The organism is Mucilaginibacter sp., assembly GCF_041660805.1.
Classification (GTDB): Bacteria; Bacteroidota; Bacteroidia; order Sphingobacteriales; family Sphingobacteriaceae; genus Mucilaginibacter.
Genome location: NZ_JBAZVP010000003.1, coordinates 403,091 through 420,333 on the forward strand (window position 1 = coordinate 403,091; position 17,243 = coordinate 420,333).

6 protein-coding genes are annotated in these 17,243 nt (G+C 40.1%); all 6 read right to left on the bottom strand.

Annotation, left to right across the window (positions count from 1 at the left end):
- Window positions 1-89: 89 nt before the first annotated feature.
- On the bottom strand, window positions 90-2,039 hold the full coding sequence (locus WC743_RS07010) for a c-type cytochrome (RefSeq protein WP_373011165.1): 1,950 nt from the start codon (window positions 2,037-2,039) through the stop codon (window positions 90-92).
- Between the two features lie 8 nt (window positions 2,040-2,047).
- Window positions 2,048-3,886, bottom strand: coding sequence for a family 16 glycoside hydrolase (locus WC743_RS07015; RefSeq protein ID WP_373011166.1), 1,839 nt, complete (start codon window positions 3,884-3,886; stop codon window positions 2,048-2,050).
- Window positions 3,887-3,965: 79 nt separating this feature from the next.
- Window positions 3,966-7,559, bottom strand: coding sequence for a VCBS repeat-containing protein (locus tag WC743_RS07020; protein ID WP_373011167.1), 3,594 nt, complete (start codon window positions 7,557-7,559; stop codon window positions 3,966-3,968).
- A 188-nt stretch (window positions 7,560-7,747) separates the two neighbouring features.
- Complete coding sequence (locus WC743_RS07025; protein WP_373011168.1) at window positions 7,748-9,337, bottom strand: RagB/SusD family nutrient uptake outer membrane protein; 1,590 nt, start codon at window positions 9,335-9,337, stop codon at window positions 7,748-7,750.
- A 51-nt stretch (window positions 9,338-9,388) separates the two neighbouring features.
- Window positions 9,389-12,577, bottom strand: a complete 3,189-nt coding sequence (locus WC743_RS07030) for a SusC/RagA family TonB-linked outer membrane protein (protein WP_373011169.1) — start codon at window positions 12,575-12,577, stop codon at window positions 9,389-9,391.
- 376 nt (window positions 12,578-12,953) lie between these two features.
- Entirely contained in the window at window positions 12,954-17,129 is a 4,176-nt protein-coding gene (locus WC743_RS07035) for a two-component regulator propeller domain-containing protein (RefSeq protein ID WP_373011170.1), read from the bottom strand.
- Between the last annotated feature and the right edge of the window lie 114 nt (window positions 17,130-17,243).

Here is a 17,243-nt window from a genome sequence, read left to right on the forward strand (position 1 = left end):
ATAAGTTTTGAGTAACAATATGCTTTTATGAACATACCGGAGATTGCACTAATTCTTTAGTACAATCTCCGGTATGTATTTGTTGATGTTTAATTTAATGAATTAATCCACGATGCAATTTTTCTGGCATCCTGCGCGGAAACCTGTGGCATTGGCGGCATAGGTGTTGAATAATCAGGCCAATGCTCTGGCTTTGGGTTATGAATAAGCTGGATGATCTGATTTACAGTGTACTTTCTTTTTGCTATATCCTTAAAGGCCGGCCCAACTTGCTTTGTATTGGGGTTATGGCAAGATAAGCAGGTATTTTTCTGCAACAAGGGTTTCACCTCATCATAAGACGGTGCTTTGGTTGCCGCCAGGGCACCTGCTTTAGCTGTGGTCTTCGGTTGAATAGCTGCTTTAGTAACCGGCGCGGCTTTAAACGAGTTTTTTGTGCTGACCTCTGTCATCGCTAATTTTTTACCTTCGGGGATATTGTTTAAGGTATAATATGCTATTGGATGCACCAGGTTAAAATAGTTCTCCTTATCACGCACACCGTTTAGCGTAATGGTATGAATATAATACCTGCGCAGGTTATTTACTACAATCCTGGCTTTTAATCCATCCTCTGATACCTTAACACCAGTTATTTTACAATTTTCATTATTAACGGGCGGGCTGCCATAAACGCCATGGTATTTATAAATGTAACTTTCTACAGAGTACGAGGCTATATCTTCCGCAACCTTTTTATCAACCGGTTTGGTAAACTCAATTTCAAATCCATCTGGCATGGCACGTATAGCGCGCATTTCAAAAGGTATATGGTTGTTCCATATTAAACGCTGTAAACCCATTGTGGCCTCACCGGCAGAACCCCAACCACGGTTGGTTTCGCCTGCTGCCAATGACCCGTCAGGGAGCCAGGCCAAACGCACAATACCCGATTGGAAACCGCTTCTGAAAGCCCAGGCCGCACCCTGGTATTCGCCGTTCACTTTTTCAAGAAAGATCCTGTCTATCATACTCTGCCCCTGGTCGCATACCAGTAACTGACCCGCAAACGGGCCAAAAGCACCTTCAGGGATCTTCACTATCTCTGAATTGGAGATACCGAGGATACCATGTGGCAGCCATACCGCGGGCAATTGTAATTCGGGAATTTCCTTTTTAGCCTCAAACTCGGTCTTGAATTTTTCATTAACTATATTTTGCGGCTTAAATGGCTGGCCGTTCTTGTCAAATTCAATACGTGGGTTATTTTTAGCAAAGAATTGTTCAGATGTTAGTTTTATAGGCGAGTTAGGCAAATTGCTCCAAACCAGGCTTGACGGATGGCCCATAAAGCTTCCTTTTTTAACCTGCATAATACTGCCCGATCCTACCCAGTCGCCTTGATTATCGCTGTACCAAAGTTCGCCATCAATCATGCTTATACCACATGGTGAGCGCATACCTGCCGCCCATGGCGTAACTACACCATTTTCGGCAATATTTAAAGCCCATCCCCTGTATGGCACAAAACTTTTTGGGTGCCACCAGTCCGGCGGAAAGCCTAAGTTAAGGGTAACAAAAAAGGACCCAGCGGGCGCTAGTTTTGGCCCAAAGCTATATTCATGATAGTTGCCGGATAATGGCCATGCATAAATAGTTTCAAAAACATCGGCTTTGCCATCCATATTGGTATCTACCAGTTTGGTTAGTTCACCACGCTGTACAACATATAAAGCGCCGTCTTTATAAGCTGCCCCAAGTACCTCGTGCAGGCCCGATGCAAATTTTCTAAAAAATGGCCGCTGACTGGTTGGGTTCTCTACTATAAAAATATCGCCGCGGCGGGTGGTTACTGCTAAACTGCCATTTGGCAAGGTGCATAAACCGCCAACTTCTAATATGGTACCTTCAGGAGCGGGCACCTTCATTATCTTAAAAAAATCATCCTCTTTAGGCGATTCTGCCTGAGCGTAAACGTGGTTACTGCTTAATAATACAGTAGCTATTATACTTGTTAACAGTAATATCCTGTTTATCATTTGCTTAAATAAATTTTTCATAACCGGGTTTAAAAAATGATAGAGTAGGTTAATTTAGTTTGAATAGGCGCAATTAGTTCCTGCATGCCGCCAGAGCTGCGTACCACCGGCTTTGCAGAGCCGCTATCATCTAACCGGATATAATATTTGTCATCAATAATGTATAACCCATTTTTAAAGGTTTCTATTTTATTGCCGGATGCCAGGCGCATAAACAGATTGGCTGCCGGGTTTTGAACCGTTACTTCACGATGGATCCCTTGCCCGTTAGCCATTACCGTACTTGCATCATTTACCAATGAACCATAAATGTTATAGCGAAATGCAGGGCGGTCATTAGCATCTAAAATATAGCCTTTAGGCTTGTAGCCTGTTCCGGTAGTATCGGTTGTCCAGGCAGCATCGGCATTTACAAGTTTGGCAATTGCAGGCACCGATTTACCCAAATATTGAACAGAACCCGCCGGCTTTGAAGAACCATCGCCCCTTTCGTGCCACATTGGTGTAGCATCTAAAAAGCCGCCCCGCCATACCTGTACTATCATTCCTTTATCTAAATCATAAGTATAGTGCACTTGCTCGGTGCTTCCTACGCCTACACCATGCGTTACCCTAAAACCTCCCGGCAGGTCTGTAAAGCTGCGCAGAATAGTGTTTGAGGTTGCATTGATCAGGATTGGGTCTATGGCGTCATTTGAGCTTACGTTGGCATCAGTAAGCAGATACTCGCGTATGCCCGGCCCTGATACCGTAAGCCCAAGCGCATTTTTGGCCCAGTCAACATTTTTTGAATAGAAAAGATCAAAAGGCAATTTGCCCGGCTGCAGCTGTATTTTACCAGATCCCCTGTTTTGAATTACCGGAACCGCTGTAGCACCGTTTATGCGTAATGAACCCTTACCACCCGGAACACTTAATTTAAAAGTATACTCGCCGGCTTCGGTAATATTTATTACACCGGAGTAACGCAATAGAAATTCATTTTCGATTTTTACTTCGTTTGATGTAAGCACCTGGGGAGTACCCTGGGCTTCCGCCTTTAAGGTCTTGTAATCTGGCTCGGTTGCGTAATTTCCTTTATAAACGCTGTATTTTAAATTAGATAAGATAGGATGTGGTTTATCAAAATTGGTATAGCTGATATTTTTAAAAGCCACCGCTCCATGATCTCCCTGCAGGCGAAGCGGGCCTAAGCCACTTTCCTTTTTATCGAAGGCGCCGCGTGTTGGCCCCGAAAGCTCTACATTCTCTTGTATTAAAACACCATTTAACGTTACAGACAAAATTTTCGCGTTTTCAATTTTCGTCCCTTTATCATCAAAGCGTGGCGCCTGGAATGATATACTGATATGTTGCCATAAACCGGGTGCCCTGCTTGCATTTTGCCTTGGGGCATGGCCCTCATAACCTTTTTGTCCATCGGGCTTGCTCTCGTCCCAACGCTCATAAATGCCCCCATTATCGCTCGATTTAGGGTTAACGGTTCCCCAGCTATCTAATAGTTGAATCTCGTATCGCCCCTGTAAATAAATTCCCGAATTGGCATCCTTAGCCATCAGGTAATCCATTTCTATATCCAAATCGCCATGCTGCAGGTTAAAGAACAAGTCATGACCGGGTTTTTTTTCATTAACCATGTTAACAAGCACACCGGCGCCCTTAATTGTTGTTAACTCATTGGCCTTATCCAAATCTGCGTGTGCATTTGCTGCTATCTGCCAGTTTTTGGGTGGTGCTGCAAAAGAGGACAAGTCGTTTAATGGGGTTACGCTTGATTGGCTTTTTGCAACTTGGGCGCCTGCATTTAAGCCGGACATGCACATAGTTGAAAAAGCAATAAGAAACGCGTTGTAGAGTTTTTTATTCATGTTAAATTTAGCTAAGTGTATCGGGGCGAATACAGCGATGTAATGTGTTAGTTATATATGTTTTGTGAAGGTAGATAAGTTAATTAGTTAATAAACCGGGTAATGGCACTGTTCTTTGCTTCCCTTTATTATCAAAAATTGTTATGCTTTTTATTTGATCATTCATACTAATAAACCTTGCTGATTGAGATAGAAAAGATGATCCGTAATAAAATTCCTGTTTGGTCGTTTTTCCGTTTTTTAAATTGATCAATGCATAAGCATCAGCGGGTTGTACAGTTATAGAATTTGATGATCCCGATAATTTAAAAACTTTCAGAAAATCTTTGTTCTGGCTCGCGGCCAAAAGTACGTTACCTTTTTTATCACGAAGCTTTACCAATGCCTTACCATTTCCGGGGATGTATATCCCGCTTTGCATAATGGTAAGGGCTTTAAACGATCCTTTACCATCACCTTTTAACATTAAGCCATTAAGCGCGTCATAACGCCCGATAGATACATCGGTACCAAAATCGTTTCCGTTTATAACAACATCAAGGTTTCCGTCCTTATCAAAGTCTCCGGTTTCCATTCCGTTTAAAGCGGATACCTGGGCTTCTACAGGTAAAGGTATCAGTGTGAATTTATTGTTGCCGTCGTTCCTTAAAAAGCAGGACTGCAGTGTATTGGCTTTAAGCCTGAGCGCACCTTTCCGCTGCTCGGGCGATAGAATATCATCCATTGTTGCCGAAGCGAAAGATTTATAGTTTGTAAATTTCTTCTTCAAACTGATCATCTGTTTTAGCAGGTCATCCCTCCCCTGTACAGGATACTCTTTTTTAACACCATCTTTATCCGGAAGGAAAAAGGATGGTATTGCGCTATAAGTTCTGCTATTGTCAAAATCTTTTGCAGTTATATAAACCGGATACTTATCGCTGGCCTGCAACAGCGTATTTTGGCCCACATTCCCTACTATATAATCCATGCGGCCTGTGTGCCTGAAATCTCCGGCTATTATTGAGTTCCACCAGCCAAGTTTACCGGCTATGCCTGTTAGTGATGTAATGTTTACAAACTTCCCGTTATTATTTTTGAGGAAAGTTACCGGCATCCACTCTCCGGCAAGGATCATATCGGGCCAGCCATCGTTATCAAAATCTGTAAACAAGGCATCGCAAACCATACCTATATTTTTTAATGCCGGGGCAACTTCAGCAGTAACATCGGTGAATTTGGCATGGCCGTTTTGACTATCGTTCCTTAAAATAATACTCGAAACAGGTTTTGGATAACTCCAGGGTTCTACCCTTCCGGATATAAACAGGTCAAGCTTTCCGTCCTTATTATAATCACATGCCCTTACACATAGTTTACTTGTAAAATTTGCCGGGATAGCATCATCAGCCAATTTAAAATTTCCTTTACCGTCATTTAGGTAAAACCTGTCCCGGTATTCGGGACTATTTACAGGGGCTTCATAACCGCCGCTGGCTGCATACAGATCCAGCGCACCATCGCCATTTGCATCAAACAGCAACAAGCCTGCATCGTTAAATCTTTTAGCGGGATCAGTAGCTATAGTTGTAAGATCACGCTGCTTAAACTTACCATCGGGCAGTTGCAAAAACACCTGTGCCTTGTTAGAGGCGTTACCTCCAATTATCATATCATCTAACCCGTTATTATCAACATCGCCAACGGCTAAAGCCGGGCTGTAGTCAGATAGTTTATGCGGTAACAGTTTCTGAATATTAAAATCAATAAAACTGGCATCCTTACTTATATAATGGATATTCAGTGAATCAGTCACTTCTTTAAAAAGCGCCTTATAATTTACCTGAGGCTGGGTTAACAAGTAATTGTCTTTAGCATCAGCTATGTTTATTTTTAATTTTTGATCTGCCTTTACATTAAGCAACTTTTGCTTTTTACCGTCAGGCCATTTTATGATAACCGAATCAATCCTATTCACTTTCCCCAAACCGAAATGGGCAATACCCTCAACGGTGGAAAGGTAACCGCGGTAAGGGTTATTCTCATAAACCTGGTGTTTGTTATGATCATAATAGATATCAACCAGCGCACCCAAGCCATTTATGTTCTGCTTTGCACCTGTAAAGCTTAACTGCAGAAAATGGACATTGTTAATATTTTCTTTATCTTCTCTGGAAGTGTTTTTGTAGATAAGTGCCTCATCATTTATATTGTTGATGATCATATCCATTGCACCATCGTTGTTCAGATCGGCATATACCGCGCCGTTAGAGAAAGTTGGTAAAGCTAAACCCCATGTGTTACTTACATCCTGAAATTTAAGGTCGCCGTTATTTTGAAACGCGTAATTGTGCAGCTTTATCTCGGGAATTTGTTTAAGTACAACATCTTTGGCAGTTACTGCATATGCGGCCTGCCTGTAGGTCATAAAATCACGATCAGATACATCTTTTGGGAAACCGTTGGTTACTATCATATCCCGGTAGCCATCGTTGTTAAAATCGGTAACTAAGGGCGTCCAGCTCCAGTCGGTTTGTGCTATACCACTTAAAAAGCCTACTTCGCTAAAAATAGGGGCGCCTATTGTACCCTGCTGCCCAAGGGTTGGCCCCTGGTTTATTTGTAAGGTATTACGCACATATTGATACTGATACCCATAAAAATCAAAGTTTTGAAACGTTTGGTAACTATTGGCACCAAGCATCATCTTCTTTCTGAAATTATCTTCGGGGTTCATATCCAGCTCAACTACATCGGCAAGCCCGTCATTATTAATGTCAATAACATCCTGCCCCATTGCGTTGTAGGATGTATGTTTAAAATATTCTTTGGCCCGGTTAGTAAAAGTGCCGTTGTGGTTATTGATATATAAAATATTGTTTGATGCAAAATCATTTGATACATAGATATCTTTCCAACCGTCGTTATTAAAGTCAACCGTTGTTGCCCCATGCCCATATCCATCGAGATTTATCCCCGCTTGTGCAGATACATTTTTAAAAACTGCATGGTGCAGTTTATCATCCCAGTCATTACGATACAGTTGTCCTGTACTATGATTTTGGCTGTAATTTGACGGACCAAAAAGGTTGGGGTTATAACTAGCGCTGGCACTGTTAACCGTTAGGTACATATCCAGGTCGCCATCATTATCATAATCAAAAAAACTGGCCATTGTTGATTGATACCCTGCCTGCAACCCGTACTCGACAGCCATATCTTTAAAATGCGGCAAACCATCCTTGTCTTTACCCTGGTTGATGTACAGGATATTTTGTCTTTTTAGCGAGTCTTTACTGATTGTGTTACAAACATAAATATCGGCCAGGCCATCATTGTTAATATCAACTACAGCAACACCCCTGCCCCATCTCCCAGCACCAGTAACACCGGCCTTATCGGTAACATCATCAAACTCAAAATCGCCTTTGTTTAAATACAAGCGGCTGGATACCATATTGCCTGTAAAATAAATATCGGGTAAGCCATCGTTGTTAAAATCGCCAATGCCTACGCCGCCGCCATTATAAATATTAACCAGATCTAAAGGGTTAATAGAGTCTGACTCGGTAATTTCATTGTTAAAATGAATACCTGAATGTGAAGAAGAAACCTGTTGAAACAACGTTGGCTTTTTACATGAAACTATACCAAACAGTAATAAAATAACCAGGCAGTAGCAAATTCTCTTCATTAATTAATATTGATTGAAATTAGTATATCTCACGCGCTATAGAACTATTAAAATTAACATCTTTCATATACTAATACTAATAATTTACCGCACTACTTATTAACCTTAAATGCTTAGCTGCAACAACAGCTAAGCATTTAAAAAAGGCCTCTCATTTTCAGAGAAGTTTTTTCATTAAACCCAATATATTAATAACCGGGGTTTTGTGTAAGGTTTGGATTAAGCCCAATTTCATACTGAGGGATAGGGTATAATTCACGGCCTGCAGGAATGGTAACTCCATAAACTTGTTTCACAAAGTCTGTAGCTACACCAGCTCTTCTTAAATCATAAAAAGTAGAATATTCAGCCGATAGTTCATGCCTGTATTCGCTGTATACCATCTGCAAAGGATCTGTTACAACTTTTCCCTCGCTCATAAATATAACAGGTGCAGCACCTCCAAAGGCGCGGTCTCTAACAATTTTCAAAGTAGCCAAGCCTCCTGGTACGTCACCTGTTCTGATCTGGCACTCTGCCTTGCTCAGTAATACTTCGGAATAACGTAACAATACCTGGTTTTGGGCCCCAAAAATTACCTGGCTACCTGAGTTTCCGGTAATTGATGGATCGCGCCACATTTTCTCATTATAGTATCCTGTACGCAGTTGTGAATTATCTGATCCAACCCATGGGCGTGTCTTGGTTCCGCAAGTGTTAATGATCTTGCCGTCATCGCCTGTATATTTTGCTTTAACAGCCGGGTCTGTACTGGCAAAGCCTGCAATAACCAATGGATAAGCGGCGATACCACCGTTAGCTTTAATACCCGGACTTGGGTTTTCATCACCGGGGCCAATAATTGTAGCTGCCTTACGCTGATCGCCATCCTGAAAAGAAGTATACAATCCGGCGTTTGCATAATCGTACCCAAAATTTGTTACTTCTTCTGGCATACCAAAAGAACCTATCCAGGCTACTTCATTACCATTTCCCCAGCTTTGTGTACCAGCTACAATAAACTGCACTTCAAAAAGTGATTCCTGATTGTTTTGATTAATATATTCATGAACATCAATAAACTTTGGCATTAAAGTATACTTACCGTTAAGCTGGTTATAAGATGCTAAAGCCTCAGTATATTTTTTCAACCACATTTGTGCAGATCCTAAATAACCTAATGCTGCGCCTTTTGTAGCCCTTCCTATCTCTGAGGTTGGCAAACTTTCTTTCCAGGGCAACAATCCCGCTGCTGTTTTTAAATCAGATTCTACTTGTGCAAATACCTCGTCCTGGCTGCTTCTTGGAGTTAAACCGGCATTTGCCCCTGTTGTTAACTCTAATGGAACGCCTCCAAAGCTGGCGGCCAGATAATAATAAGTCATCCCTCTTAGATAGTAAACTTCACCAGTTAAGCGATCTGCTAAACTTGCATCAAGAATACCATCTGCCTTCATTTTGGCAATAATAGGGATGGCTGAATTTGCCCTGGCTATACCCACATAAGCGCGCTGCCAAAAAACCTGGATTGCGCCAAAGGTTGATGGAATTGCATAGGTGTTATAAAACCTGTCTGCTCCCCAGTTAAAAAAATCATGTGTTTGAAAATTGGCATAGTACCAAAGCGATTTCTTTAACAGATCGGCATTTTGGTATGTATCGTAAATAGCGTTTACAAGGGCAATCCCGTCTTCGGGTTTGTTAAACAAAACCTGTGATGTGGGATTCCTGGAATCGGTTTGATTCAAGAAGTCCTTTTTACAGCTTAATGGAAATAATACTGCCAGTCCTACTGACATTATATATATGTATTTATTAATCTTCATTTATGTCTGTTATTTTAAATGTTATTAAAAAGTTACATTTAAACCTAATGTGAAAAATTTAGATGTAGGGTAAGTACCCACATCTACGCCCGATGCTGTTGGGCCACTGGCTGAACTATTGTTGTTGTTAGGATCGGTACCCGTTGCCTGACCAATTTCAGGATCAAGCCCGGTGTACTTTGTAATTGTGAACAAGTTTTGCGCAGCTACATATAATCTTACTTTAGTAACCGATATCTTTTTACTTAACGCAGCAGGTAAAGTATAGCCTAACGTAACGTTCCTTAAACGCAGGTAACTGCCATTTTCTACATACACGCTTGATGCAACATTATTACCGGTTACGTCATCATTGTAAGTAGTCCTTGCGTAACGGTTTGATGGGTTGGTGGTTGTCCAGCGGTTCAGGTAATATTCCTGACTAACATTCTGGATCCCAACAAAACCTGGTGCCTGAAAACTTTCCAGGTTCCTTGCCTGGTAATTGAAAATTTTGTTTCCGTAGCTGCCATAAAAGAACGCGTTAAAATCAAACGCTTTATAAGAAGCATCTAAATTAAAGCCACCATAAAATTTAGGGATCGGGCTTCCTAAGCTTGTTCTGTCATCTGCAGTTACCTGGCCATCACCGTTTATATCTTTGAATTTACGGTCGCCGGGCTGTGTAGATGCAACCTGGTAATAACCCGTAGGTGACTTAGCATTTAAGGCATCAATTTCGGCCTTGGTTTGAAAGATACCAAGAGATTGGTATCCAAAAAACTCTCCCACAGGCTGGCCTATGTTTGTACGGCTAAAGTTTTGCCATCCGTTGGCTGGTGTAGTTAAATTAACCAGATTCGAGATAAAATTGGTGCTTCTGTTAATGCTTAAAAGTTTGTTATCAACAGTTGTAATGTTTACCCCTATACCATAGTTGAAATCTTTTATGCTATGCCTGTAATTTAAAGCAATTTCAAAACCCTGGTTGCGGATACTGCCCACGTTTTGAGATGATGATGCCAAGCCTGTTTGTGTAGGCGTTGGAATAGGTAACAAGAAATCTTTTGAATCTTTTCTGTAATAATCAACAGTTAATGTAAGATCATTATTTAAAAAGGCGATATCCATACCTATATCTGTTTGCCTTGATGTTTCCCATCTCAAATTTGTATTATCCAAATTCACATAGGCTAATCCATCCTGATAAGTTTTGTTGAAAGGATACCCTACGTTGGTACCAGAACTGGCCGGGCCACCTGATGTATAGCGGCCTAAATATTGAAATAACGGGATACCTGACTGGTTTCCTACTTCGCCATAGCTACCTCTGAATTTCAGGTCTGACAGAAAGTTAACATTCTTTAAAAAGTCTTCTTCTTTTGCTCGCCATGCTATTGAACCAGATGGGAATACACCATATTGATGCCCTTCATAGAACTTTGATGAACCATCTCGCCTTACCGTAGCAGTTAATAAATATTTGTCGGCAAATTTGTAGTTCAACCTGGCAAATTGCGAGGCAAGTGTATAAGTTTGCTGGCCGCCAAAGGCAACAAGATTTTTAACCTGGCTCAAATCCCTGATAAAATCACTTGGTAACTGGTTACCATTGCCACCTACATTCCTGAATGTGTTTTCCTGCTGAGATACACCACCTACAAAATCTATACTGTGTTTTCCAAAAGATTTATTGTATGAAATGGTATTCTCCCACAGCCATTCAAAAGAATTATTGGCACTTTGAGAGTAAGTATTAAAAGTGCTTTGGTTACCAACACCATATTGCTGAATGGCGCGGGTATCTGACGGGGTAAAATAATACCCGGAGTAATCACTTGAATTAATACCTAAGTTGGTTTTAATTTTAAGGCCCTCTATAATGGTAGCTTCTAATGAGCTTGTACCTAAGAAGTAATTTGATAAGTTTTTGGAATCTTGTGTTTCAATACCATAAACCGGGTTATTCCAGCTTTTTGTATAGGTATTTACTGGGTTATAAAACCCATAATTACCGTTAGCATCCTTTACCTGATCTGTAAGTTTATTACCTGTAATGGTTGGTATTAATTCCGTAAGAGTGGCTAAAGATCCGGTTCCGAAAGGGTTATTGTTATCCTGTCTTGAATATTTAGCACTTGATGATGATCTTAACCAACTGTTAACGGTATAATCTATGTTCATACCCAGGTTATATCTTTTAAAATATGAACCCAGTACTATACCCTTTTGATTATAATAACCAGCTGAAAACGCCGACTGCACCTTATCATTACCACCACGGATAGCAATATTGTAATTTTGCTTTAAGCCCTGGCGATAAACCGCATCCTGCCAATCGACATTCCGTAAAGCTGATGGGTTGCTCCACTCAGGCAGTGGTGTAAAACCATTTTCTATTTTTGAATTTTCGTTTGCAAGTGTAGCCCACTGCTCGGCATTTAATACTTTATACTTCTTAGGTTCGGATTGTATGGAGGTGTATGCATCTAAAGATACCTGCACACCATCTTTACGGCCCTTTTTAGTAGTGATGATAACAACACCGTTTGATGCACGCACACCGTAAATTGCGGTTGCTGATGCATCTTTTAAGATATCCATAGATGCGATATCATTAGGGTTAATGTTGTTAAGGCCACCGGTTATTGGGTAACCATCAACTACATATAAAGGGTCATTATTGCCAAGGCTACCAACGCCCCTTATGAGCACAGTAACACTGTTGCCCGGTGCACCATCATTATTGGTTACCTGTACACCTGATGCCCGGCCCTGTAATGCCTGGTCTAAAGCCACAACCGGAACTTTTGAAACCTGATCTGCAGTAACTGAACTTATGGAGCCTGTAACATCTCTTTTTCTGGATGTACCATAACCTGTAGCTACTACAACCACTTCATTTAGTTTACTCACATTAGCTGCAAGCCTTACATTGTAAACACTACTTGCGCCTACCTGAAGTTCTTGCGGCTCAAATCCCAGAATACTTACAACAAGTGTTGAATTACCTGGAACTGATAATTTGAAAGAGCCGTTAACGTCAGTTACTGTACCAGTAGTAGTACCTTTTAATCTGACGGTGGCACCCGGGATTGTTGCACCATCTGTGGCTGCTGTTACCTTACCTGTGATTTCACGGGTTTGGGCATAGGCGGATATGCTTATCATCAGAAATGATAAACAGATTCCCATAAATACCACAACATTTTTAAATTGTAGTTTTCTCATCATACTTTAATATTAAGTTAAATTGGTTTCTATTGGTTAATCCTGCTATACAGGACTCGCTTATTACAGCGCAATAAATGTATGAGAGTATAATTTTATACTATACCACAAATGTTAATGTTTATACAACAAATGTTAACGCAGCTTAAAATACTTATAAACAGACAGTTACAAGCAATAATTTTTAGTTGTTTAAAAACTTTTAAATTTTGCTATTTGTACATACGAGCGTACCATACAATTAAAACATAGTAAAATGCTTCAAAACCGGGGTGGCTGAAGGTGAGAATTGTACAGATTTTCGACTGTTGCACAGCTAATATTAGCTTAGGATATATAGGGTGAAGAAACAGTGCAATAACACTGATTGAGTAAAAATCTATTGAACAGTTTCTAAAAGTTCTTTTTCCCTTTTACGATATTCATTCACATACTCTGATGGCAGCGTGCCGTATTCTTCTTTAAATACTTTTGAAAAATAAGTTGGATTATTAAAACCAACCTCATACGCTACACTTGCTATACTCAGCTGGCTTTTCTCCAATAATTGTACGGCACGCTTTAAACGAATGGTGCGAATACAATCAACAGGTGTTTTGCCGGTAAGGGTTAATAATCTTTTATACAAAGAAACCCGGCTTAATGACATTTGCCTGCTTAATTCTTCTACAGAGAAATTATGATTGGTAATATTTTCCTCTATGCAGGCCAGTGTATTTTTCAGAAACTTTTGGTCTTCAGATACAACATCTATTTCCTGGGCATTTATATCTACCTGCTTTTGATAGGTATTTTTAAATGTTTGCTGCATTCGTAATGAGTTGTGGATTTTTGAAAGCAGGATCTCAAAGTTGAAAGGTTTTACAATATAATCATTGGCGCCGCTATCCAAACCAGCTAACTGGTCTTCTTCTGTAGATAGCGCTGTTAATAAAATAACCGGGATCTGCGCCGTACGTGCGTCCGCTTTTATTTTTTTACATAACTCTATGCCATTCATTTCGGGCATGCTTATATCGCTAACAATTAGCTTAGGGTGCATTGCAAGCGCTTTTTGCCAGCCGTCTTTACCGTTTACCGCTTCTATTATATGAAAGCTGTTCTTTAAATTATCTTTTAGATAAAATCTAAGATCATCGTTATCTTCAACTAACAATATGGTAGGTTTCCTGGCTGATCCCGGTGCTGTTTCCGGGTTCTTTAAAATAACCGCCAATGGTTCCTCCTGTATCGCATCAATAACCGGCAGCTCATCGCACTGTTGCCCAACCGGCAGGCTAATTGTAAAGCAGCTGCCGTAATCAGGTTCACTTTCAATCTGTATAGTTCCTCCCTGCATCTTAACAAACTCTTTGGTAATAGACAGTCCTATCCCGCTGCCCTGATTTAACAAATTCTCGGGCATATCATCCTGAAAAAACCGCTCAAATACCTTTTCCTGGTTTTCTTTCGGGATACCTATACCCGTATCTATTACTTTTATCTCAAGCATAGATTGGCCTTCTACATCATCATTTATTGCTGACAGGCTTAGCATAACGCTAATGTGCCCGCCCGATGGTGTAAACTTAAACGCGTTTGAAAGCAGGTTAAAAAGTATCCGTTCTATTTTATCGTGATCAAAATTGGTAACATATGCTGATATTTCACTTTCAATAAGAAACTGAATTTTCTTTTGATGGGCTACATCTTTAAACGAAGCGGAAACCTCTTTAATAAAATGTATAATGTCTCCTTTTTTTAAGGAGAGCTTAAGCTCATTGTATTCCATCTTCCGGAAATCAAGCAACTGGTTAACCAGGTTAAGCAGGCGTTTTCCATTCCTTTTTATTGTTGCCAGCTGGTTTTGTTCATTGGGTTTATCTGAGGCTTTAATTAAGTTATCAATTGGCGATAAGATCAATGACAAAGGCGTTCTAAACTCGTGACTTACATTGGTGAAGAATTTGATCTTCATCAGATCAAGCTGATGCATACGGCGAGCTTCTTCGCGTTCCTGTGCAATTTTCCTTTCTGCTTCTATCTCTGCCTGCTGCGTTTCAAACTGGCGTTTTAACTTCAGGATACCACGGTGCCGTATAAAAAACAACCCGCCTATCAATAACACAAAGTAACTTACATATGCCAATGGCGACTTAAAGAAAGGTGGCAATACCGTTATTTTAAGCGAAATGGTATCATCCTTACCCGTAGCGTTTACGTTATGCGTGCGCACTTTAAATACATAATCGCCGCCATCAAGGTTGGTATAGGTTGCCTTACGATTGTTGCCTGCCACCGTTATCCAGCCTTTATCAAAGCCTTCAAGTTTGTATTCGAACTTTATTTTATCGGGATTAAAATAATCGCATGCCGCAAATTCAATATCAAAAACATTCTGATTATGTTCTAGCGTAAGTTCCTTTGTTTCGGAAAGAGCTTTTGTGAGTATTACTGAGCCGTTTATTGTATCGCCGGCGGCAACCGTTTTATTAAATAAATGCAGATCGGTAAATACCAGGCTCGGTTTTGGTTTGTAGGTATTTAAAACCTCCGGATCAAATAAATTAAAACCACGGATCCCTCCAAAAACCAATTCGCCACTTTTTAACCTAAGGGCGGCATACAAATTAAAAGCCCTGCCCTGCAGCCCATCCAATTCGTTATAGTTATTGATCTGAACTTTATACTTACCACCAACCTCGCTCAGTTTAATACTTGCAAGTCCGTTTGTTGTACTTACCCACATCCTGCCCTGCTTATCCTCAATAATATTTGATACGTTGTTGGCCGGTAAGTTTACCCCCTCTTCTATATTCAGGAAATTGTTTGTTGCCGTGTTTAAAATACTTAAGCCGTCTTTTGTTCCTATCCAAATTAACCCTCTCCTGTCCTGCGTAATTGTATTTACATCGTTACCCACCAGGCTGTTCAGGTTTTTAGGCTCAAATGAATAATGCTTGATCTTATTTGTCCCTTTTTGAATAACATCTACCCCCTTATCCCTTCCTATCCATTTATTTTGCTGCTTATCTTCAAATATCACTGAGGTATATTCAGACGTCATGGGATATTTTGGGTGCCGGAAGGAATTAGTTTTCGGATCAAAAACATTAAATCCGCCGGAGAAGGTACCAACCCACATTTCGCCCGCGGCATCTTCAATTATAGTATATATGCGATCATCTGTGATACTGCCCGGGTCTTTTTCATTATGGCGATAGTGAGTAAACGTTTTACCATCAAAACAATCCAGGCCGCCAAAGTAAGTCCCTATCCATAGTTTATGGTGCCTGTCAATATATAATCTTACAATTATATCATTTGATAAACTGTTAGGGTTTGAAGGGTCATGCTTGTACTGCGTATAAGTGTTTGCTGCCCTGTTAAAATACACTAATCCGTTGCCGTTTGTACCTATCCATAAATTTTGGTACGCGTCTTCCTCAAAAGAGTTAATGTCTTCAAAAGGCAAACTTTTAGGATCTGTAGTAAAATGCCTGTAAAGCGGAAACTGCATTATACCACTGTGGTAGTAGTTAATTCCCTGTTTAAATGTACCGGCCCAAATAATGCCCGTATTATCTTTATAAAGGTAAACACTGTTGCCGCTTAATGATTTATCATCATCCGGCTTGCTTAATATATAAGTAACGTTATCTGTTAAAGGGTCAATAACGTTAATGCCGCCGTGGTCAGATCCTATCCAGATCTTATTATCATCTGCCTGTACAATGCTGGTTACCACATTTGAATTAAGTTTACCCTGGGGCGTATCTTTACTATAATGCTTCAGCGTTTTAGCAGTTGTATTGTAACAATAAACCCCAATTGGGGCCGCATCAGAGCATACCCACAAGTTCTGTTTATTATCCATCATCATGATATAATTCTTCGGCTTGTTGTTTACTGATTTGGTCAAACCATCATATCTGTGAACAATTTTGTTTGCTTTAGTATCAAGCTTATCAATTACACCATCATTATATATTAACCATACGCTATTTTGCTGGGTAGCAACAATATCCATTATATGGTTTGAATGAAGCACTACTGCCGATTTTGCCGATGTGCTGTAAAAAACAGAAGATTTGGTTTTGGGATTATAGCAATACAATCCTCTCTTATTTGTGGTAAACCAAAAGTTTCCTTGTTTATCCTTTTCTACCTTTGTTATTTGGTTAGTGGGAATGTTGTAGCGCAATGCTTCGTCGGCTACTTTATTAGAGATCTTTTCTGTAGCGGGGTCATATATGCTGATGTTGTTATGCGTAAATATCCATAGCTTTTTCTCAGGGCCCTGGTTAATATGCATCACATGGTTCTCTATCAGCGAATTGGTATTTTTAGCATCGCGCTTAAATACTTTTATCTTAAAACCATCGTACCGGTTAAGGCCCGATGTTGTGCCAAACCACATAAAGCCTTTGTCGTCCTTTAAAATACAATTGACCTGGTTATCAGATAAACCGTTGGTAATATCTAAATGAGAGAACTGATAGCTACTTTTTTGTGCATATAAACCTTGCTGTAAAATAAATAACAGTAAAATTGAAATACATATTTTAAGGCGCATAACTTATAATTGGTTAACAGTTAATTACTGGGAATAGTTAACTGTTTTACTAAGATATTGATAATTGTACATAAGACAGTAATTAAATGCTAAAAATAGCTGCAGTTTAACCAC